At 39.8% G+C, this 20,386-nt stretch carries 20 protein-coding genes; 7 read left to right on the top strand and 13 right to left on the bottom strand.

Translation table 11 applies throughout. The annotated features are described in order from the left end of the window. Nucleotides 1-13 precede the first annotated feature (13 nt). The 7 genes from folX to ycaO all read right to left on the bottom strand — a co-directional run bounded on the left by folX (nucleotide 14) and on the right by ycaO (nucleotide 8,706). Nucleotides 14-370 carry a dihydroneopterin triphosphate 2'-epimerase gene (gene folX / locus H5115_RS08305; protein ID WP_002962340.1) on the bottom strand — a complete coding sequence of 119 codons (357 nt, stop codon included), beginning with the start codon at nucleotides 368-370 and terminating at the stop codon, nucleotides 14-16. A 4-nt stretch (nucleotides 371-374) separates the two neighbouring features. Continuing rightward, nucleotides 375-929 carry a GTP cyclohydrolase I FolE gene (folE, locus tag H5115_RS08300; RefSeq protein WP_002962341.1) on the bottom strand — a complete coding sequence of 185 codons (555 nt, stop codon included), beginning with the start codon at nucleotides 927-929 and terminating at the stop codon, nucleotides 375-377. Nucleotides 930-951: 22 nt separating this feature from the next. Then, nucleotides 952-1,671 (bottom strand): dihydromonapterin reductase, encoded by a 720-nt coding sequence (gene folM / locus H5115_RS08295; protein WP_182754707.1) that lies wholly within the window; start codon nucleotides 1,669-1,671, stop codon nucleotides 952-954. 224 nt (nucleotides 1,672-1,895) lie between these two features. Further along, nucleotides 1,896-2,726 (bottom strand): ammonia-dependent NAD(+) synthetase, encoded by an 831-nt coding sequence (nadE, locus tag H5115_RS08290; protein ID WP_182754705.1) that lies wholly within the window; start codon nucleotides 2,724-2,726, stop codon nucleotides 1,896-1,898. A 68-nt stretch (nucleotides 2,727-2,794) separates the two neighbouring features. Continuing rightward, complete coding sequence (locus H5115_RS08285; protein ID WP_182672092.1) at nucleotides 2,795-3,424, bottom strand: YceH family protein; 630 nt, start codon at nucleotides 3,422-3,424, stop codon at nucleotides 2,795-2,797. Nucleotides 3,425-3,467: 43 nt separating this feature from the next. Further along, complete coding sequence (locus H5115_RS08280) at nucleotides 3,468-6,830, bottom strand: ATP-binding protein (protein WP_182754703.1); 3,363 nt, start codon at nucleotides 6,828-6,830, stop codon at nucleotides 3,468-3,470. A gap of 115 nt (nucleotides 6,831-6,945) precedes the next feature. Next, nucleotides 6,946-8,706 (bottom strand): 30S ribosomal protein S12 methylthiotransferase accessory factor YcaO, encoded by a 1,761-nt coding sequence (gene ycaO, locus H5115_RS08275; RefSeq protein ID WP_182754701.1) that lies wholly within the window; start codon nucleotides 8,704-8,706, stop codon nucleotides 6,946-6,948. 156 nt (nucleotides 8,707-8,862) lie between these two features. Between ycaO and H5115_RS08270 the strand changes: the two genes are divergently transcribed. From H5115_RS08270 to H5115_RS08255, 4 genes are all read left to right on the top strand, one after another. Beyond that, a complete protein-coding gene (locus H5115_RS08270) occupies nucleotides 8,863-11,148 on the top strand; it encodes a penicillin acylase family protein (protein ID WP_182754699.1) in 2,286 nt (761 codons plus the stop codon). A gap of 58 nt (nucleotides 11,149-11,206) precedes the next feature. Next, nucleotides 11,207-12,055, top strand: coding sequence for an MBL fold metallo-hydrolase (locus tag H5115_RS08265; protein ID WP_182754697.1), 849 nt, complete (start codon nucleotides 11,207-11,209; stop codon nucleotides 12,053-12,055). Between the two features lie 88 nt (nucleotides 12,056-12,143). Next, entirely contained in the window at nucleotides 12,144-13,676 is a 1,533-nt protein-coding gene (locus tag H5115_RS08260; RefSeq protein WP_024595458.1) for a bifunctional GNAT family N-acetyltransferase/carbon-nitrogen hydrolase family protein, read from the top strand. After that, complete coding sequence (locus H5115_RS08255) at nucleotides 13,676-13,993, top strand: multidrug efflux SMR transporter (protein ID WP_002962354.1); 318 nt, start codon at nucleotides 13,676-13,678, stop codon at nucleotides 13,991-13,993. The genes H5115_RS08260 and H5115_RS08255 overlap by 1 nt, the downstream gene beginning before the upstream one ends. A gap of 66 nt (nucleotides 13,994-14,059) precedes the next feature. Here H5115_RS08255 and H5115_RS08250 read toward each other — a convergent pair whose 3' ends face one another. After that, complete coding sequence (locus tag H5115_RS08250; RefSeq protein ID WP_182696179.1) at nucleotides 14,060-14,938, bottom strand: DMT family transporter; 879 nt, start codon at nucleotides 14,936-14,938, stop codon at nucleotides 14,060-14,062. A gap of 239 nt (nucleotides 14,939-15,177) precedes the next feature. Between H5115_RS08250 and H5115_RS08245 the strand changes: the two genes are divergently transcribed. Next, a complete protein-coding gene (locus H5115_RS08245; RefSeq protein ID WP_002961011.1) occupies nucleotides 15,178-15,561 on the top strand; it encodes an MAPEG family protein in 384 nt (127 codons plus the stop codon). Nucleotides 15,562-15,634: 73 nt separating this feature from the next. On the opposite strand, the gene H5115_RS08240 is transcribed toward H5115_RS08245, so the two are convergent. From H5115_RS08240 to H5115_RS08230, 3 genes are all read right to left on the bottom strand, one after another. Then, complete coding sequence (locus tag H5115_RS08240) at nucleotides 15,635-16,843, bottom strand: TonB family protein (RefSeq protein ID WP_182754695.1); 1,209 nt, start codon at nucleotides 16,841-16,843, stop codon at nucleotides 15,635-15,637. 9 nt (nucleotides 16,844-16,852) lie between these two features. After that, complete coding sequence (locus H5115_RS08235) at nucleotides 16,853-17,227, bottom strand: BlaI/MecI/CopY family transcriptional regulator (protein WP_007377323.1); 375 nt, start codon at nucleotides 17,225-17,227, stop codon at nucleotides 16,853-16,855. 102 nt (nucleotides 17,228-17,329) lie between these two features. Further along, nucleotides 17,330-18,022, bottom strand: a complete 693-nt coding sequence (locus H5115_RS08230; RefSeq protein WP_182754693.1) for a pseudouridine synthase — start codon at nucleotides 18,020-18,022, stop codon at nucleotides 17,330-17,332. A gap of 109 nt (nucleotides 18,023-18,131) precedes the next feature. Between H5115_RS08230 and H5115_RS08225 the strand changes: the two genes are divergently transcribed. Together H5115_RS08225 and H5115_RS08220 are read left to right on the top strand one after the other, a co-directional pair. Then, nucleotides 18,132-18,437: a DUF6482 family protein gene (locus tag H5115_RS08225; RefSeq protein ID WP_002961002.1), complete on the top strand. Its 306-nt coding sequence runs from the start codon at nucleotides 18,132-18,134 to the stop codon at nucleotides 18,435-18,437. 40 nt (nucleotides 18,438-18,477) lie between these two features. Beyond that, nucleotides 18,478-18,885: a GNAT family N-acetyltransferase gene (locus H5115_RS08220; RefSeq protein WP_182672083.1), complete on the top strand. Its 408-nt coding sequence runs from the start codon at nucleotides 18,478-18,480 to the stop codon at nucleotides 18,883-18,885. Between the two features lie 10 nt (nucleotides 18,886-18,895). On the opposite strand, the gene H5115_RS08215 is transcribed toward H5115_RS08220, so the two are convergent. Beyond that, nucleotides 18,896-19,252: a HopJ type III effector protein gene (locus H5115_RS08215; RefSeq protein ID WP_002960998.1), complete on the bottom strand. Its 357-nt coding sequence runs from the start codon at nucleotides 19,250-19,252 to the stop codon at nucleotides 18,896-18,898. 21 nt (nucleotides 19,253-19,273) lie between these two features. Further along, nucleotides 19,274-20,377: a retroviral-like aspartic protease family protein gene (locus H5115_RS08210; RefSeq protein ID WP_182754691.1), complete on the bottom strand. Its 1,104-nt coding sequence runs from the start codon at nucleotides 20,375-20,377 to the stop codon at nucleotides 19,274-19,276. Nucleotides 20,378-20,386 lie beyond the last annotated feature (9 nt).

The raw sequence follows: 20,386 nt of genomic DNA, 5'->3' as shown, positions 1-20,386 counted from the left end.
AGTTTTTAAGACCTTATTTAGCCCAATCAAGCGTTAACGACACTGAGTCGGCAAAACGCAGTGCATGTGGTTTATCAACACGTGCTTTAGCATAATGAACGCTTGGGTGCGCGTGACAAACCGCAAGAATTTCAGCCACTAATTTTTCGAGCAGTAAAAAGTGGCCTTGCTCTACTAAGCTAATAACTTCTTTGGTGATCACTTTATAATTAAGTGCTTGGTCAACTTCATCCGTTTTACACGCGTCATCAGCAGGGTAGTGAATCTCTAGGTTGATCACTACATCTTGCTTTTTTTCACGCTCATCGGGGTTAAAGCCAATAAACGTACGCAGGCGTAAATTAGTAACGTTAATAATTGCATTAGCCATAGGGTTAACCTTTTATAAGCTGCAAAAATTCGTTACGTGTTTTAGGATCGCTTCTAAAGTTACCTAACATTACTGATGTACGCATGCTTGAATTTTGCTTTTCTACACCGCGCATCATCATACACATGTGTTTTGCCTCAACAATAACGCCCACGCCCTTAGCGCCAGTCACTTCTTCAACTGCTTTAGCGATTTGATGCGTTAACTGTTCTTGAATTTGAAAACGGCGTGAAAACATATCAACAATACGTGCAAATTTAGACAAGCCTAATACTTTACCGTTTGGTATATAAGCAATATGGCAACGGCCAATAAAAGGCAGTAAATGATGCTCACACATAGAGTAGAGCTCTATGTCTTGTACTAACACCATGTCGTCAGCGTCAGATGTAAATACTGCTTTATTAGTTATTTCATCAAGCGTTTGACGATACCCTTGCGTTAAATATTCCATTGCTTTTGCAGCACGTTTTGGCGTATCAAGTAAGCCTTCGCGGTTAGCATCTTCACCTACAGCGGTGATGATTTTTTCATAACTTTCTTTTAATTCATTGTGCATAAATATCTCAGTTTATTTATATTTACTTTAAATGACGACCGCCATCAATAGGCAAAGAGCGCCCTGTGATGTAGTGGCTTTGTAATAGTAAATCAATGCTATTGATAATTTCTTGGCATCCGGGTTCAATGCCCATTAATGATTTTTTAAGGGTCTTAGCTCGATATTGCTCATCGTCATGTTCATTAAAAATAATGAGCGATGGAGCAATCGAGTTCACTTTTATGTTTGGCGCATATTTAGCGCTAAACGATTTGGTTAGGTTGTCGAGTGCTGCTTTACTTGCTGCATAAGCTAAGTGTTTAGGGCTGCCTGTTTCAACTACATAATCAGTAAGATGTATTATATCGGCAGGTACTTTTTCAATTTGCTGATAGTTTAAAAGCAGCTCTGCGCACATTAAATTAATTAAATACGGTGTTTTGGCATGTATTCGCATCATATTATCAAACAGTGCTGCAAAGTCAGGGTTGTTAGCTTCGCAGTCCCAGCTTGATGCGTTATGAACAATAGCGCGCAGCGATGTTGTATGCTCTTTAAGCGTATTTATAAATGCACTAATACCTTCATCGGTACTAAAATCGGCATAAATACATACAGCGCCTTGTTGCTCTAATTTATCAACAGCGGCGTGACGAGTACGATACGTGATAATAATACTCTGCCCTTGGGCTATATAATGCTGAGCGAGTGCTAAACCAATACGTTGGCCTGCGCCGGTAATTAAAATGGGCGATGTCATATAAGGCAGTGTTCTCTTTGGCGGGTAGTTATACCAATATCATTAAAAATATCATCGTTCTATCGCTATTTCATAGGGCTATAATAGCTCACTAATTTAATGCAATTGGTATTATAAAATTCAAAGCGTTAATTTATTAAAATATACGCAGCTTCTTAATCTGTCGATCAAAAAAGCAATTAATCCTCAAAGGCATTAATTGCTTTATTTTATTTACTAAAACATTAATCGTAAATTGTCGGAATTGGTTGGCGCTTATGTTGTGTACGCATGTAAATACTTACAAGCTTTTGTTCAACATCATTAGACACAGGTTTACTTTCTAAAAAGTCATCAATTTGCTCATAGCTCAAACCAAGTGCTTCTTCGTCTGTTAAACCTGGGCGGTCACTTTCTAAATCAGCTGTAGGTGCTTTATCTACCAATAAAGCTGGCGCACCTAGCGCAGTAGCAAGTGCACGAACTTGGCGTTTTGATAAACCAAACAGAGGGGCTAAATCGCACGCGCCGTCACCAAATTTAGTATAAAAACCAGTAATGTTTTCAGCACTATGATCGGTACCCACTACTAAGCCTTGGCAAAAACCTGCAATTTCGTACTGAGCAACCATACGTTGACGCGCTTTAACATTACCTTTAATAAAATCTATTTGAGCTTGCTCAGGCAGTGCTTCACCACAGCCAACTACAGCAGCTATCGCTTGCTCATGCAATGCATCAGCCGCAGGTTGTATGTTTACGGTCATACGTTTACTTGGCTGAATAAAATCAACCGCCATTTGTGCTTCATCTTCGTCAGCTTGTACACCATAAGGTAGGCGCACTGCAATAAACTGATACTTGTCAGTATCGTGTTCTTTATTTAGCTCGTTTACAGCAAGTTGACATAAGCGGCCGCAGGTTGATGAGTCAACACCACCGCTAATACCCAGTACTAACGAGCGTGAATGAGCTGCTACCAAACGTGTTTTAATAAAATTAACTCGGCGAGTTATCTCAGCATTTACATCAATCGTTGGCTGAACCTTCATTTCAGCCATAATTTCGGCGCGCATTGGCAGCTCCTTATAAAATTTAATATGTGATACGCAATAAACTTATTATGTGATTTAGTTTTAGTTAATTAAAGTTTTAAATGAGCTTTTATTTGGCGAAGCTCTGCTTTTAATTTTTCTACTTCTTCAAGTAAATCGCTTAATTCTTTGTCTTTAATTACTTCGCTTGGTAGAGCAACAAAGGCATCGGCGGGATTATTTTGTTGTTCGCCAAATAAATGAATATATCGGCTGTCACGTTTACCTGCTTCTCGTTCTAGCTTTGTGACGTACTCGCTTTCAATCAGTTTATTGAGCGCTGCCTCTACTTCATCTACGTTATTAAAATCAGCAAGCCTAGCACTGCGGGTTCTTAATTCACCAGGGGTTTGAGCACCACGCAAAAGTAATAAACAAACAATGGCACGCTGCTGAGCAGAAAACTGCAGATTACTAAATTCAGTGTTGCAAAAGCGGTGATCGTATTTATTTACACGACCCGAAAGACCTTCATCTATAGTTACCAAACGCATGTCTATTAGTTCATCAAGTGCGTTTTGCACGTCTTCATCTGTAAGACTTAACACAGGATCGCGATTAGACTTTTGGTTACATGCGTTCACGAGAGCGTTTAACGATAGCGGATAATGCTCTGGCGTCGTGCTTTGTTTTTCTAATAGGCAACCAAGAATACGTTGTTGATTTGTTGATAACTGCATAAATAATCTCAAATTAGTAAGCGTATTTTATTAGCTTACACCTTTATTGAATGCCAAGCCATTGTTGAAGCTTTGGTTGTAATGCAGCTAAATCGAGAGGCTTACTTAAATAGTCGTTCATGCCTGCGGCTAGGCATTTTTCTTTATCGCCCTGCATGGCATTGGCTGTTAGCGCAATAATAGTAATATTTTCATTATCTTTACCTGCATCACCTTCTCTAATGGCTTTAGTGGCTTGGTAGCCATCCATTTCGGGCATTTGGCAATCCATTAAAACTAGCTTATATGGTTTACCTTGTTTTGCATTGAGCTTTACAATTGCCTCAAGTCCATTTTCGGCAATATCAAAAGTAACACCCGCCTGCTTTAATAGCGCAGAGGCAACCACTTGGTTTATTTTATTGTCTTCAACAAGCAATAGTTGTGGTTCTGATGAATCGAGTACTGGCGCTTTAGTTAGCTTGTTTTGAAGCTGTGCTTGTTGCTGCTGTTGTTCAATGTATTTATCGTTTGTAAGTGAGTCAAACAAATCAGACGGTGTGAGAGGTTTGAAAATCATACAGTCGACTTCCATACCTACTTTAGACTCCTCAGACGAATAACTCATTGGCGCCATAATAACTAACTTGCAACTATGCATATTTATAAAGTTTTTGAGCGCGTTGATATGCGTTTGTGGGGCCTTTTCAAAAAAGTAGTAATCAACTAAAATAGCACCAGGGTGGGTGGTTATATTACTTAAGTAATCATCAACCTCAAGATAGTTATGTATACAATTAACTTTTGCACCCCAAACAGTGAGCTGCTTATTAGCGGTGTTAGCATTTAACGAGCACTCATCAATAATTAAAATATGTTTGTTTTTAATTAAATGACTCGGTAAATCTTGTTCTTTACTTAAGCGCGGTTGTATTTGTACTGTAAAAGAAAATGTACTTCCTTCACCTTGCATACTGTTTACACTCACTTCACCGTTCATCAGTTCGCACAATTGTTTTACTATGGCAAGGCCAAGCCCTGTGCCCCCAAATTGGCGTGTTGTTGAAGCATCGGCTTGTGTGAATGAGTCAAATAACGACGCTTGTTTTTTAGGGTCAATACCAATACCAGTATCAATAATCGAACACTGTAGGAACGAGCCATCCGTTGTTTCATCTATTCTGGCAGTAATGACTACTTCGCCATCAATAGTAAATTTAACCGCGTTGCCAATTAAGTTATTTAAAATTTGGCGCAAGCGGTTAGGGTCACTAATTATCTCGCTAACCGTTATTTGAGTAGCATCTAGAATAAGTTTTGTATTGTTTTGTTCTACCTTTAAAGCAAAGGATTCCACCACTTCGCCTAATAACCGAGGTAAATTAAATTGCACGTTTTCAATATCGAGCTTACCGGCTTCAATTTTAGAAAAGTCTAATATGTCATTAATTATATTAAGCAAAGATTGAGCTGATGATTGAGCAAGTTCAATATGATGTTTTTGCTGCAGGTCCAATTGAGTTTGCTTAATTATGTTAAGCATACCTAAAACACCGTTCATTGGGGTGCGAATTTCGTGGCTCATACTCGCTAAAAATTCACTTTTAGCTTCAACAGCTTGTTCGGCGGTTTCTTTGGCTGAAACTAGTTTTTGTTCGGTTTCAATTCGCTGTTGGCTTGAGTGCAAGCTGCCTATTAACGCTGCAACGGCAATTAAAAAGCTTTCTTCGTTTTTAGACCAGTAGCGTTTTGATTGGCATTGCTCTGCGCAGACGACTCCTATAGCGCCACTTCCTGCAGGGATTATTACGCACAGCATTGATTTAATCTCGAGAGTCATTAAATACTGTTCTTTAATTGGCTCAAGTATTGGGTGTTCTTGGGCGTCAGGCACATTAAATACAGGCTGGTGATCTATTGCATTAAAAAAGCCGGGAAGATTTTTTCTTAGCCAAATAGAGTCAATTTTATCACTAGACGAATGTTTACTATGTATGGCAAAAGGGCTTAGTTGGGATTTGTCTTCATTAAAAAACCAAATACTGGCACGTTTAATATCAAATGCTTGGCAGATTGCTTTAGTAATAATATCTTTTGATTGGCTCAGTTGCCCAGTTAATATTAATTTATTAACGGTAAGGGAGGCTAAAATTTCGTTGTGTAATGCTGTTTTATTATTTTCTAATTCAATCTTTTTACGGGTATCAATATTCTGTAATGAGCCAAAAATACGTGTGCATCGTCCATTTTTTCGTTCTGCTTCACCATGTACGAGTACCCAAACAGATTCACCTTCTTCATCCATTACTTCTAATTCAACTTCGTAGCTTTCACCATATTTTATAGCTCGTTCAATTAAAGGTTTAATTGTTTCTCTGCTAGTGCCTTTTTTAAAGTAATTTAAATCTTTAGGCCATTCTGGTTGGCTATTTAATGGGTATTTAAATAGTTTTTTGGTCATATCAGACCAATACACTTGTTTCGTTTCTAAATTAAATGACCATGCGCCTATTTGGGCTAGATCACTCATTGCCTCAAGCATTTTTTCATTTTGTTGCTGACGATTAAGCATTTTCAAAAAGAATAAAAAGGCCCAAATTAATAACCCGCAAATAATTATAATTGATAGCCTAAGTGGCCACACGGCTGAATTTGGTGGGCTCCAACCTATTTTAGGTGCTACGTAAAGTTGCCAATTGCCACCTTGAAAGCTTAACGTAAACTCAAGTGGGTCTTGCTCTATTATGTTTTGATTACCGTAAAAAAACTCCCCTTTGCTGCCAAGTCCATGCCTGCCTTGTAAAGCGACGTTGTATTCTTTTTCTAGCTCATAAATACCTGAATTTTCATAGACTTTTTCAATGTTGAGAACAACTGAAAGTAATCCCCAAAAGCGATTTTCTGGCGGTATGTAAACAGGAACGCGGGCTATAAGTGCTATGTCACCTTGGATTAATTTTAATGGGCCAGCCATTACAATGGTATTTGTATCGCGAGCTCTAATAGCATCAGCGCGTTGGTTTTTTTCTTCTAAAAAGTTTAAACCGAGTGCTTTTTCATTACCTTTTAAGGGGTAAGTCATGCGAATTACCATATCGGGAGCGCCACCAATATTGCGAAGCTCATTTGAGGTTTTAAATAGTGGTTGGGCAATTTGTTCAAACTGTGTTTGCTGTAAATCAGGCTGCGCCGCTACGGCAACACCTAAACCTCGAACTAGTTGGATATTAGAAACTAAAATAGATTCTAATTGAGCTCGATATGTACTTACTTCAGAAAGAATTTGTAGGCGATGAGCATCTTTAACACGATTGTAGTTAATACGATCAAGAACGATACCAACTAGTACAGTTAGCGTAAGCGATAACCAAAAGGTCAACTTAAAGTTATGAACGTTCGTTTTTTTATTGTTAGTAGATGGTGGCATTTGCTACATCGTGGCGTTAATTTAGGCAAATTAACTATAGCTAATTTATTACACAAATGAAAACGGCGCATTAACAAATGCGCCGTTTATTTTTTATAATTAGTAGTTTAGCGAGTTACGAGTCGCTAACTTCACGCGCCCAGTGATTTTGCTTTGCTACATGTAGCTTGCGGTAACCATCAAGTAGCGCCGCATGCTTTTTAAAGCCTTCAAGCGATAAACCAGGGAAAGTTAAACCGTTAAACTGCTTTTTACCTTCGGCAATTTCTATAGCCAGCGCTACATTATTAGCACCAAACATTAAGCCTAGTGCATCTTGGTAATCTGCGTATTCGCGCTCGTCATCGTATTTAATTTCAAGAACTGCTTTTAAACAGCGGAAGTGGCGCATTGCCTCTTCATTTACTTGGCCTGTATGAAGTATCCAGTCAACCCAATCAATGGCTTCTTCGCTGCCTGCAGCTAAACATAGGTGCGCTTTAAGCTCACCTATACGCAGTGTGTGCCATGGTGTGTCGGCATCGGTTGCAAGGCCAATAAATTCTGCGGCGCGGATAATATCGCTGTGGCCTGCTTCTTCAAGGCTGTCGTAAATGTCCATCCATTGCTCAGCATCGTACTGATCAAGCGATAGGAATGTTTCGCGGAATTTAGCGCCTTCGTTGTTGTTACGCCAAATAAGCTCATCAACAGGGTAAATATCTGACATGCCTGGTACTAAAATACGACACGCGTATACGTTTAGGTGCGTGTAATCCATGATGTAGATATCATGATCCATGCTGTGAATTAGGTCAGTACAGAAGTTATATTCTTCTTCAGTTGTTCCGCTAAAGTCCCAGTGTGCAAATTCAAAATCAGGTTTTGCACGGAAAAAATCATGCGAAATCAAACCGCTTGAATCAATAAAGTGCAGTTCAATGTTCTCTGGTGTTGCTACTTCATCGTTATCAAATGTTGCAGGTTGGAATACATCTAGCTGATCTAAACGACGACCTTGTAGTAACTCAGTCACGGTACGTTCAAGCGCAACTTCAAATGATGGGTGAGCACCAAAAGAAGCAAATACAGAGCCATCTGTTGGGTTAATAAGCGTTACGCTCATTACAGGGTATTTGCCCCCAAGTGATGCATCGGCAATACGTAAATGAAAGCCATGGCTGCGAAGTTCTTCACACGCTTCGTGAATTTTAGGGTATTGCTTAACAACATCTTCAGGCACGATTGGTAAACAAATACCTTCGGCGATGATGCGGTTTTTAATAGCGCGCTCAAATACTTCTGATAAACCTTGTACGCGAGCTTCAAATTTGGTGTTACCTGCGCTCATACCGTTAGATACAAAAATATTACCGATAACGTTTACCGGAATGTATACGTCTTGGTTATCGCGTTGGCGTGTGTATGGCAGAGTACAAATGCCACGATCAATATTGCCTGAGTTAAAATCAAAAAGGTGTGATGCGGTAAGTTCGCGCTCTGGGTCAAAGTAATCCCATAAGCTTTCATCCATAATGCCCTCTGGCACTTCATCGCCTTCAACTTTAAACCATTTTTCGCTTGGGTAATGAGTAAACTCGCCATTGGCAAATTCTTCACCTAGATAAAAGTCTGCAAAAAAGTAGTTACAGCTTAAACGTTCAAAGTATTCACCAAGTGCTGAAGCAATAGATGCTTTGTCGGTTGCGCCTTTACCATTGGTAAACATAACACCGCAGTCGCTGTCTTTTATATGAACCGAATAACAGTTAGCTACAGGGTTAAGCCAAAGCGCTTCTTCAACATTAATGTTTAGGGCTTTAAGCTTGTTTTGCATGGTAGAGATTGACGATTCTAGGTCGCGGTCTTTACCTTTGATAAATGTTTTTTCAGTCATATTGATCTCAACTAGTTCTGCACGATGTGTGGAGCTGACATTATCGTGGATTTTGATGTTTATTTCACCCTTTGCGAGCAAGAACATTATTATTTAATAAAACTGTGGTTATTATATGTGCTTAACGCTTGGTCAAAACGTGCAAAGGAAACGGTGATGTTTAAAGTAATCAAACGCTTGTTGTTATTAATTGTGATATTAGGGTTGGCAAGTACCGCCGTTGTTTATGGTGTACTTAGTTTAAGTTTACCCGCCCTTGATGGAAACGGACGTAGTAACGCGGTAGTAGAGCCTGTAAAAATTTCTCGCGATGCACTAGGGCAAGCAGTAATAAACGCCAATAGCCGAAACGACGCTGCCTATGGTTTAGGTTATGCGCATGGCCAAGACCGATTTTTTCAAATGGATTTACTCAGGCGTAATGCCGCAGGTGAGTTAAGTGAATTATTTGGCAAAGCAGCGTTGGGGCTCGATAAAAAAATGCGTTTTCATCAATTGCGTCAACGCAGCCAAATTATTTTACAAACCCTGCCAGAGGCAGATAAGCAATTACTTAAAAGTTACGCTCAAGGTGTAAACGAAGGCTTAGCGCAAGTAGGGTATTCAAGCTTTGAATATTTACTAACCGGTGCAGCGCAAAAGCCATGGCAAAGTGAAGACAGCCTACTTGTGATATTTAGCATGTACCTTGATTTACAAAGCGCCACATTTGAGCGCGACCAAGCACTTATTCAAATTGAGCAAGCGTACACAAAGCAAATGGTTGATTTTTTAACGCAACCGAGTAAGTACCAAGCCGCGCTTGATGGCAGCAAATTAGCGCCTTATAACGGCGGCATACCTACCTTTCCAACTCAAACAAAGCATATAGTTAAAAGTATTGAAGCTAACCAAGAGCGCGGCAGTAACAACTGGGCTGTTACAGGAGCGCTTACTAAAACAGGGGCTGGTATGGTGTCGGATGATATGCATTTATCGATGGCAGTACCTGTAATTTGGTACAGGGCACAATTAAATTACATGCACAGTGGTGAGCAGACTCAGGTAACCGGAGTATCGCTGCCCGGAGCACCAGCCATTGTTGTTGGCACTAACAACAATGTTGCATGGGGATTTACTAACGGTTATTTAGATACAGCCGATTGGATTGCATTAAACGATGATAGTAAAACATGGCAAGTTGATGAATCGATTGCATTACCCGATGGGGAAGTTGAAAACTATTCATTAATACTCAGTGAATACGGACCTGTAAAATATATTAACGAAAAACCTTATGCGTTGAGCTGGGCTGCCCATCAGCCTTATGCCGTTAATATGCAGTTATTAAAATTAGAGCAAGCCAAAACGGTAGATGATGCACTTGCTGTAGCAAGCGATGTGGGCATTCCGGTGCAAAACCTAATGGTGGTAGACAGCCAAGGTAGCGCAGCGTGGAAAAACATGGGCGGTATACCGGCTCGTAAAGCGCCAAGTGTGCTTGGCGTAAATGCCGATGACTACTCAGCGCTTTGGCAGCAAAATGAATTACAACGCCCTTTTATTAAAAACCCGCAAAGCGGTCGATTATGGACTGGTAATTCTCGCGTGGTATCGGCTGAAGATAACGCCCGCTTTGGTAATGGTGGCTATGCACTCGGTGCACGTTCAAGTCAAATTCGCGATAGATTATTTGAAAAACAAACATTTGCTGAGAGCGACTTTTACGCATTACAACTTGATAACCAAGCTCGCTTTTTAATGCCTTGGCATGCTCTGCTATTAAAGCAATTAAAAGCCGATACAACTAAAAATCAGCAATATATAACAGCGCTTGAAAACTGGCAGCAATGTGCGTGTTCAACCTCCACAGGGTATACCTTAGTTAAGCGCTACCGCGATGAAGTGATTAATATTTTATTTAGCAATATGGAAGATGAATTAAATAAACAACAAGGCACACTTAAATACGTAAAACGAGATTTAGAGCCCGCTGTTTGGCAGCTTATAAACAACAAGCCCGACGCATGGATAAACCCACAATTTAAAAGCTGGGATGAGCAGTTACAAGGAGCATTTAGCCAAACTATTACTAAGCTTACAGAACAATTTGGTAATAACGTACAAAACTGGCAGTGGGGCAAGGTAAATGAGTTAGTGATAGAGCATCCGTTTGCAAAGCAAATGCCGTTACTTGCTAAGTTATTAAATATGCCCACAGCAGCGGGTTTTGGAGATAGTTATATGCCCGCCGTACAAGGGCGTAGTTTTGGCGCATCGCAGCGTTTTATTGCTCAACCTGGGCATTTAGAGCATGCAATTTTAGCTATTCCCGGTGGGCAATCGGGGCACCCTCTTTCTGAATTTTACAGAGCGGGGTTTAGTGATTACGTAGAAGGTAAGCATACGCCTTTATTGCCTCAAGAGTTAATACATCAAATAGTAATAAAGCCGACACGATGAACTAAAGTATAGCTAAACACGTTCTATATAATTACCAATAAAACAACAGAGAACTAAAATGAAAAAAATACTACCCGCATTAATAACAGGTTTATTACTAAGCACTACAGCGCAAGCAGATGATGGCCCAGTAACAGCACAAAAGCTAAGTGAGCATGTATACGTACTATTTGGGCAAGGCGGTAATATTGCAGCAAGTGTAGGTGATGATGGCATTTATATTATTGATGATCAGTTTGCCAAACTCTCAGATGATATTAAAAAAACCATTAGCGATTTAAAACCAGGCAGTGCAGAGTTTGTTATTAATACTCACCATCATGGCGATCATACCGGTGGCAACGAGAACTTTGCTAAAGCGGGCGCGCACGTTATAGCGCACGACAATGTACACAAACGTCTAGAAGAGCAGCACGGGGAAGGGTCAGACTTTTTACCGCGCATTAGTTTTGGTCACGACTTAAAACTACATTTTAATAACGAACACGCCCATGTAGTGCATTACGAATATGCACACACCGATGGCGACTCCGTTATCTTTTTTAGTAACGACAACATAGTGCACATGGGCGACATTTACTTTAATTTTGGCAGCTTACCGTTTGTTGATGTAGATAGCGGCGGCAGCGTTGATGGTATTTTAGCGGCAGTAAACGATGTAGTTAATCAAATTGACGGCAACACTAAAGTAATACCAGGTCACGGCAAGGTAAGTGACCGTTCAGGACTGATAGCGTATGGTAAGCTAGTTCAAAACGCGAAAGACGTAATGCTAAAAGCAATGCAAAATAATGCAAGCTTAGAGCAAGTACTTAAAGCCGATCCATTGGCTGAGCTGAATCTTGAATACGCAGGCTGGTTACCAAAAGAGAAAGTAACCACACTTTTTTATCGTAGCTTAAAGTAGTACGCGTAACGTAAAAAACATGATACAAAGCTGAGTGTACTTTAACGTACATTCGGCTTTTATTTTCTTATGCCCAAAGGAGTTGTGTATGTCGGCAGAAAAAACCCATCTTGAAATTTGTAACTTAACCAGAGAGCAATATCCGCAAATTAAAACCTTGATGGATCAAGCGTATCCCGACTTAGGCGGTGCGTGGCCAAGTCATACCATTTTTAGATTAATAGACCAATTTCCTGAAGGGCAAATAGGTATTGTAGATGACGGCGTACTGGTGGGCTTAGCATTAAGCGTGCAGGTTGATTACACGCGTTTTTCAAACCCGCATACATACGAAGATATTGCAGACGGTCACGACCGTGTATTTAGCGATACCGACGGCGATGCGCTATACGGCTTAGATGTTGCTATTAGCGAAAGTCACAGAGGCATGCGTTTAGGTCGTCGCCTTTATGATGCCCGTAAAGAATTGTGCCGCCAATATAACTTACGCGCTATTTTAGCTGGTGGGCGTATTCCGCGTTATTACAATCACAGCAGTGAAATGACGCCAATGGAATACATTGCAAAAGTAGATCAAAAAGAATTATACGATCCTATTTTGAGCTTTCAGTTATCTAACGATTTTCAGGTAAAGCGTTTGCTTAAAAAGTATTTACCGGAGGATCAAGAATCCGTTGGTTACGCCACTTTACTTGAGTGGAATAACATTATGTATGAGCCAACCGACACGGTACTTGAGTCAACTAAATCAATCGTGCGAGTAGGTGCTGTGCAATGGCAAATGCGTTGTGTTGAATCGGTTGAAGAAATGCTAAAGCAGGTTGAATACTTTGTAGATACCGTATCTGACTACAAAAGTGACTTTATACTATTCCCTGAGTTTTTTAATGCGCCACTAATGGGGCTAGGAAATCAAAGTAATCAAACAGAAGCGATTCGCTATTTAGCGGAATATACCGAAACTTTTAAAAACGCGATGTCGCGTATGGCAATAGAATACAACGCTAATATTATTACCGGCTCTATGCCACTTGCCGAAGATGATAAAATTTATAACGTAAGTTACCTGTGCCATCGTAGCGGTAAAATAGACGAGCAACGTAAAATACACATAACCCCGCATGAACAAAACGATTGGGTTATTCAAGGCGGCGATAAAATTGCCGTGTTTGATACCGATGCCGGTCGTGTAGGTATTCAAATTTGTTACGATGTAGAGTTTCCAGAGCTTTCACGCATATTGGCCAAACAAGGGTTAGATATTCTGTTTGTGCCATTTTGGACTGATACTAAAAACAGTTATTTACGTGTGCGCCACTGTGCACAAGCGCGTGCAATAGAAAACGAATGTTATGTGGTTATTGCAGGTTCAGTAGGTAATTTACCAGAGGTAGAAAGCCTTGATGTGCAGTACTCACAATCGGCGGTATTAACGCCATCGGACTTTTCGTTCCCGCACGATGCAACACTTAATGAAGCCACACCAAACACTGAAATGCTGCTATTTAGTGACCTTGATATGGATAAGCTTAAAATACTTCACAGCGAAGGCACAGTGCGTAATTTAAAAGATCGCCGCGAAGATTTATACGAAGTGATTGTTAAAAAGAGAGACGTTTAATGGCGTGGGTGTACTTAATTATTGCTGGGTTACTTGAAATTGGCTGGCCGATTGGCTTAAAAATTTCGCAAAACGCTGATACACGCTGGCAAGGCATAGCAATAGCGGTGGTATTTTTAGTCGCTAGTGGTTTTATGTTGTGGCTTGCACAAAGGCAAATATCAATGGGTACCTCATACGCCGTATGGACAGGTATTGGCGCCGCCGGTACGTTTTTAGTGGGTATATTGTTTTATAACGATGCAGCTACATTTGGTCGTATTGCAGGAGTATTAATGATTATTAGTGGCGTGATAACACTAAAAATCAGCTCTTAGAACCAGTTCTTAAAGCTATAAAAATTATAACAGCGCAGGTATAAAAGCCTGCGCTTTTTTATGCCCTTAATTCGGCAACATAACCAAAACAGCAGCAATGGCTATGAGTATTAAGCCTGCAGTATCTTGTTTTTTAAGTGGCTGCTTTAACCAAAGAACGGCAATTAGCATGGTAAAAAAAACTTCAACCTGTCCAAGTGTTTTAACGTAAGCAACGTGCTGTAAGCTCATTGCACTAAACCAGCCAATAGAGCCGACACAACTAAAAACACTAATTGCGGCTGTAGTACCTTTGTATTGCCACAGTTTACTAAGTGTTTGCGGCTCTTTTAATAATAAATAGCCCAGTAGTATTAGTGTTTGTAAGCTAATTACAAACAGCAAAACCCAAGCTGCTGAGTGAGGAAATAATAATCCTGAGTTTAAGCTCGCTTCACGTACCCACAGCGATGTAAGTGCAAAGCAAGTACCACAAGCCAGTCCTAGTAATGCTGTTTTAGCATTAAAGTGTTTAACGCTTGTTATGCCACTGAGTAGCAATACGGCGATAGCGCCAAAAAACACACCAAGCCAACCGAGCAAAGAAAGTGCCGAGCCAAAAAATAATACACCTAAAATGGCAGCTACTAACGCCTCGCTTTTGGCAAGACCAGCACCTACGGCGTAATTATTCATTTTAAATAGCTTAACCATTAAACCAGTGGCAAGTATTTGCATCACACTTGCGCCTACAATAAATCCCCAAAAGGCATTATTAAACGTAGGCATGGCTGTATCTTGATATTGATACAAACCATATAAATACACGCCAGCAATAGGGCCTGCGATAATAAAGCGGGAGAGGGTTACGCCAGCCACACTCACATCGTTACTTAATTTACTTTGCAGGGCATTACGCCATGCTTGCATGAAGGCGGCTAAAAAAGTGAAAAATATCCAGGTCATGGTCGTCATCGTTAAAATGTAAGGCAGTAAAGTTAACAAGCTTTGTGAAGTAAAGCGATGCATTAACTATAATGTTGAATATTCATCATCTGCGACATTATGTCGCATGGGTTTGAGGATAAATTTAGCTATAGTAGGTCTGATGTTATTGTTAGCCGCCAGCGTTTGTCATAAAACGTATCTGGCGGCTTTTTTATTACGCTTATGCTAAATTATCCGAAACATCAAAAGGATAAATTATGACAACATTAGTTGTATGTGCATTACTTGCGGTATTAATGCCTTACTTTGCAAAAGTGCCGGTTGCTATAGCAATGGCCAAATTAGGTCGATACGACAATAAACACCCAAGGGCGCAACAAACAAAATTAACCGGCTTTGGTGCACGGGCGCTCGCTGCTCATCAAAACTGTTTTGAATCGCTTGCTGTTTTTGCTGTCGCTATTGCAGTTGTGCTGGGCACTAACTCTGTAGGTGCAGTGACCGAAATGCTAGCTGTTACGCATATTGTGTCGCGTATTTTGTATTGCGTATTTTACTATATGAACCTAGATATAATTCGCTCATTAGTGTGGTTTATTGGTTTGGGTACAGCCATTGCCATGATTGTGGTGAGTTTGTAACTTTATAGCGTAAAACCATAAAGCAAGCAGCCTAAAAGGGCGCTTGCTTTGTAGTCTTGAACAACTCGCGGCGTTAATGCGATACTTTAATTCGCTCAATTAAATCGGTAGGCGCCACTTCACTATTAATCGCAAAATCTAGTTGCACAAGTATATCTTCAAAACCTGAATCTGATGCTTTATATTTCCATTTTGCTAGTGCCTCTTTCGCTGATTTATCAAAAACATCTTTAGGTTTAGATTGAATAACACTAATGTTTTTTGTTTTACCGTTTGCTGCAATATCGTATTTTAATACAACAGAGCCGCTGATCTCTTGTTGGGCTGCTTGTATTGGGTAAGCAGGTTCAATGCGTATTGTTGGTGAAATGTGATCCTCTTTAGTCATTGCCTCTGGTTGCTTTGCAATCGCTAAGCCGCTTAGCATGCTTGCGGCTACAAGTAATAAGCCACCTTTAGCAAACTTTGAACGCTCCCCGCTGTGTTTTATATTAGTAAGTCGTTGTAACATGGTTTTTTTATCTCCGTAGTGTGAATAAGCCATAAGTCCTGTGGGCGCATTTGCCGCGCAGTTTATTAAGGCTTTGCTATATAAAATATGTTGTTGTGTGGTTTTATTGGCAAGTACCCGTTCATCACAAGTTAGCTCTTGTAGTCGGCGCATGCTTGCGTAACAAAACCAAGCTAGTGGGTTAAACCAAAGTAAAATAGTAGGTAGTAACATAAGTGCGTTTGTTAGGTTGTCTTTGCGTTTTATGTGTACGTTTTCGTGCTCTAAAATAAGCGCTAATGTGGCTTTATCAAACTGGGTATTGTAGTTACTCGGTAACACCAGCTTGCTGTTTAAAATACCGACCACCATTGGCGTGGCTACATGTTGGCTGGTATAAGTTTTAACATCAGCGGTAAGAGTGCTTTCAAATTGGGTTAACTCAGTTAACTGCAGGCTTTTAACAAAGCGGGTATGCGTAATAAAGCTAGCTATTAATAACCCTGCGGTAATAAGTACATACATGAGCGCCCAGCTAATACCTACCTCGTTTGTAAAAGGCTGGTTAGGGGTGATTAAGTAATGGTTAATATTGCTATTTTGCAGTGGTTTAATCGCATTTGGTAAATTAGCAATCACTAATGCCGCAGGTAATAGCCATGCTAATTTATATACAAACCGCGAGCCAAGGGCTTTTAAAGCAAATCGCTCAAGTAAAATAAATCCACAAAACAAAATACTTAATAGTAATTGCTGCTCAATTAACCAATTAAGACCAGTTTGAATAACCATGTTAATCCCTTATTTTTGGTTTTTTTCCCAGTCATCTATAACTTTTTTAAGCTCGTTTATATCTTGCTGAGAAAGCTGCTCCGATTTAGCAAAACCACTTACAAGTGGCGCAATACGCCCACTAAAAAATCGCTCAATAAAGTTTTGGCTTTCTTTTAGGGTGTAGTCGGCGCGCTCCATACAGGGAGTATAAATATATTGGCGACCTTCTTTTTCAAATGTAAGTGCGCCTTTTTTTACTAGTCGACCTAGCAGGGTTTTAATGGTTTTTTCGTGCCATTGCTTATCGTCACTTAAGCGCTCAATTATTTGGCTCGCGGTGGCGGGGTAGTTAATCCAAAGTGCGTCGAGCACGTCAAACTCTGCTTTTGATAATTCAATCATTTTATCGCCTACAAGTGTAATCTTTAATTTAAGACTACACCTGTAATCTATTTTTGCAAGTTTATTTTTTAACTTTTTGAGATGTAGTTAAGTGATTTGGTATTAGATTTTTGAAATATCGGTTTTATTAATTTGTATATATAGGTTTTCAGGTAGGTTTAGCTTTGAAAGGGTGAGGTCACTAAATTGCACTCTAAATAAATCAATTACTTTGTATCCGCAGTAATGCGCCATTTTACGTATTTGTCTGTTTAGCCCTTGTTTTAAAACAATACTAAACTGATTACTGGCTATTTTATTTACCTCACAAGGCAGGGTTATGTGTTTATCAACGGGTACGCCTGCTGCCATTTTTTTACAAAAAGCATCGTCTAAAGGCTTATTTACGGTGACTAAATAATGTTTAGGCTGGTGGAAGTCAGGATGTATTAGTTGATTACAAAAATCCCCATCGTTGGTCAAAATAAGCAAACCACGAGAGTCTTTATCTAATCGACCAATAGGGTAAACACGGGTGAGTGTGGGCAAATGGTGAATAAGGCTGGCAGGGTCATCAATATTTAATTTACAGTCAATACCGACTGGTTTGTGGTACGCAAAATAAACTAAATCGGCAGCACCTTTAATTTCTTTTTCGTTCACTATTATTGTGTCTTGCTCATCAACGTGATCTATATGATTTGCTGGGCGATTATTTACAGTCACCACACCTTCATCAATTAAGCGCGATGCCTGTTTACGAGAGCAAATACCTGCATGGGCAATATATTTAGCGAGTCGGATTTTTGTGCTCATAACGTGTGACGCCAGCGGCTAATAAAAATTTGATCGTGATTATAGCAAAGCTGCGTATCGATAATGTTAAATAACCAGAACTCAGGTTAAATATAAAAAGGTAGCCAAGATGGGTATTAAATTTTCACAGTTAAAAAAGCACGAGCCGCTACAAAAAGTTATTGTTCACTCGTTAGATATGGCGCTTTATCAAGTATCGGTAATGATTAATAACGTTGAATACTATGTAACAGAAGACAGCGGTGAGTTTTTAAGAGCGCTCAGCCCACTGCATGTTCAAAAGCGTTTTGAAAAAATAGCGTACGCACAGATGATGTTAAGGCAAACAAGCGCTTACGACGAAATGTGCGGCCAGCCGGATAAAACCAGCAGCAATATGCTTGAAGTACCTTATGGTAAAAATAATCTTTATTGATTGAGCTAATTTGCTAGTATCTGCTTTTTAAGGGCGATAAATGTATCAATTAAAAGTAGATAATACCGATGCGTTAAACTCAGCGCTTCGCGCACAAATGGTTGAATTTAACGCCCAGCATTTTGATGTGCAAAGAGTGCCATTAGGCTATAAATTTACTGATGAACAGGGCGAGCTTGTTGCCGGTATTAGTGGGTGTGTGTTTGGAAACTGGCTGATGATTAGTTGGCTTTGGTGTAGCGATATTGCACGAGGTAAAGGGCTTGCAGATAAATTGCTAACGGCACTTGAGCAAGCTGCTATTGAGCTAGGTGCTACAACTTCTCAGCTTGATACACTTGATTTTCAAGCAAAACCCTTTTATGAAAAGCGCGGTTATAGTGTTAAGTATCAACTTAATAATTACCCACGCTCAGGTACGCGTTACTTTATGGAAAAACCACTTTAATTTTTGCTGGCTATTTTGCTTTTAGTGGCTCGCCTTCAAAGGTAATACCTAAAAAAGGTGTTGCCTCTGGTGCTAACATAAACGTGCGAATGTTCATATGATCATCCCCTTTAGGGTTTTGCAGCACGTCTTCTCGGTAAAACTTACCAAAACAATCCAACGTATTTTGTTTACTTAAATCGTTTAATTTAGCAAACGCAAAAATTTTACACGAGCCGTTGTTCTCACTCGCAGCGCTAAGTAATCCATGGTTATTAAAGCCACATGCAGTAAAGTCGTAATTTGCTTCTATCACGGCCATTGTATCGGTAAATTGAATGCTTTTTGGGTTTTCAGCAAGTGCTTTTAAATAGTTATTTAGTGTCATGTGTTACCTTTGGGTTTTTAATTATTTAGCGCTCAACTCTAGCTCATCTGTTTGCTGATTTATATTGAATTTAAATCGCGATAAAAAGTTCATTCCTAGCAAACCTTGCCCACGGGTGTTTTCAATGCCCAACACTTCAAAACCATAAATAATTTGCGAGCCCACTTTAAACGATTCAATTTGATAACGCTTTACAACAATTTGACCATTAGCTGTGTTGACCGTTACATCGCCTAAATACAAAGGTTGTGGCGAAATTTGCTCAATTATACTTGTAGGGAGTGAGGTTACGCTTGCGCCTGTATCAATCATTAGTTCGGTTGATAGGTTATTATTTATTTCGGTGTTTATTAAGTAATGCGCGCCATACGGCGTTAAAGCAACGAAGTCGTCTTGCGATTGTGCTTTATTGATCATCGCTTGCAGTGTTTGCACTTGGCTTTTTAGATTGTGCTGGTTTGGCATTCGATCAAGGGTTGCTTGTGCACTAATTAAATCGCCTTGCTGAAAGTAGGCGTACGCAAGCGGATATAAAAACTGCGCGTTATCGCTTTTATAATCAAGCCAAATTTGTGTTTGCTCAATAAGAGCTTGCCAATTTTGTTGCTCAGTTAATGTGTGTAATTCGTTTTGAGTGAGCGTATTTAAACGTGTATTTACATTACTTTGCTGATCAGCAGGCAGTAATGAATTAAGCTCAAATAAAGCAATAATGGCGTTTTGTGTTTGCTCGCTATTTATTAAATACTCAACCTGTAAATTAAGTAATTCTACGTTATAAGGGCTGTTATTTAATAGCGCATTGAGAAATGATTCGCTAAGTAATAAGTTGCTATTTAGCCATGTTTTAAGCTGCACTAGCCACGATGAATAAAGGTTTTTTGCGATTTCTGGATTGCTGTTTTTGAGTTGTTGATAGCTACTAAGTGCGGCTTCAAATTGGTGTTTTTTAAACTGCTGCTTTGCCGTATTTAATAGCGTATTTTGTTGTTTAGGCAATATGCTTTTTTCAGCACCTTGCGTTTTTTGTACTTTGGTTGGCGCGGGCTGCGGCCACAATAAATAAGCGTTAAGGCTAAGTGAGCCAATTAATAGCAAGGTAATTAGCTTGGTATAGTGGCTCATTGTGACCTC

The organism is Pseudoalteromonas sp. SR44-2 (assembly GCF_014163745.1).
GTDB lineage: Bacteria > Pseudomonadota > Gammaproteobacteria > Enterobacterales > Alteromonadaceae > Pseudoalteromonas > Pseudoalteromonas distincta.
The sequence above is the reverse complement of the archived record's forward strand: the minus strand, read 5'-3'. Positions and strand labels throughout refer to the sequence as shown.

Coding starts and splice junctions, on each gene's coding strand:
- H5115_RS08245 (WP_002961011.1), top strand. CDS start 15,178: ATGACAACATTAGTTGTATGTGCATTACTTGCGGTATTAATGCCTTAC.
- H5115_RS08220 (WP_182672083.1), top strand. CDS start 18,478: ATGTATCAATTAAAAGTAGATAATACCGATGCGTTAAACTCAGCGCTT.
- H5115_RS08235 (WP_007377323.1), bottom strand. CDS start 17,227: ATGATTGAATTATCAAAAGCAGAGTTTGACGTGCTCGACGCACTTTGG.
- folM (WP_182754707.1), bottom strand. CDS start 1,671: ATGACATCGCCCATTTTAATTACCGGCGCAGGCCAACGTATTGGTTTA.
- H5115_RS08260 (WP_024595458.1), top strand. CDS start 12,144: ATGTCGGCAGAAAAAACCCATCTTGAAATTTGTAACTTAACCAGAGAG.
- folE (WP_002962341.1), bottom strand. CDS start 929: ATGCACAATGAATTAAAAGAAAGTTATGAAAAAATCATCACCGCTGTA.
- H5115_RS08255 (WP_002962354.1), top strand. CDS start 13,676: ATGGCGTGGGTGTACTTAATTATTGCTGGGTTACTTGAAATTGGCTGG.
- H5115_RS08270 (WP_182754699.1), top strand. CDS start 8,863: ATGTTTAAAGTAATCAAACGCTTGTTGTTATTAATTGTGATATTAGGG.
- H5115_RS08230 (WP_182754693.1), bottom strand. CDS start 18,022: ATGAGCACAAAAATCCGACTCGCTAAATATATTGCCCATGCAGGTATT.
- H5115_RS08210 (WP_182754691.1), bottom strand. CDS start 20,377: ATGAGCCACTATACCAAGCTAATTACCTTGCTATTAATTGGCTCACTT.
- H5115_RS08250 (WP_182696179.1), bottom strand. CDS start 14,938: ATGACCTGGATATTTTTCACTTTTTTAGCCGCCTTCATGCAAGCATGG.
- H5115_RS08240 (WP_182754695.1), bottom strand. CDS start 16,843: ATGGTTATTCAAACTGGTCTTAATTGGTTAATTGAGCAGCAATTACTA.
- folX (WP_002962340.1), bottom strand. CDS start 370: ATGGCTAATGCAATTATTAACGTTACTAATTTACGCCTGCGTACGTTT.
- H5115_RS08215 (WP_002960998.1), bottom strand. CDS start 19,252: ATGACACTAAATAACTATTTAAAAGCACTTGCTGAAAACCCAAAAAGC.
- H5115_RS08225 (WP_002961002.1), top strand. CDS start 18,132: ATGGGTATTAAATTTTCACAGTTAAAAAAGCACGAGCCGCTACAAAAA.
- H5115_RS08285 (WP_182672092.1), bottom strand. CDS start 3,424: ATGCAGTTATCAACAAATCAACAACGTATTCTTGGTTGCCTATTAGAA.
- H5115_RS08265 (WP_182754697.1), top strand. CDS start 11,207: ATGAAAAAAATACTACCCGCATTAATAACAGGTTTATTACTAAGCACT.
- H5115_RS08280 (WP_182754703.1), bottom strand. CDS start 6,830: ATGCCACCATCTACTAACAATAAAAAAACGAACGTTCATAACTTTAAG.
- nadE (WP_182754705.1), bottom strand. CDS start 2,726: ATGCGCGCCGAAATTATGGCTGAAATGAAGGTTCAGCCAACGATTGAT.
- ycaO (WP_182754701.1), bottom strand. CDS start 8,706: ATGACTGAAAAAACATTTATCAAAGGTAAAGACCGCGACCTAGAATCG.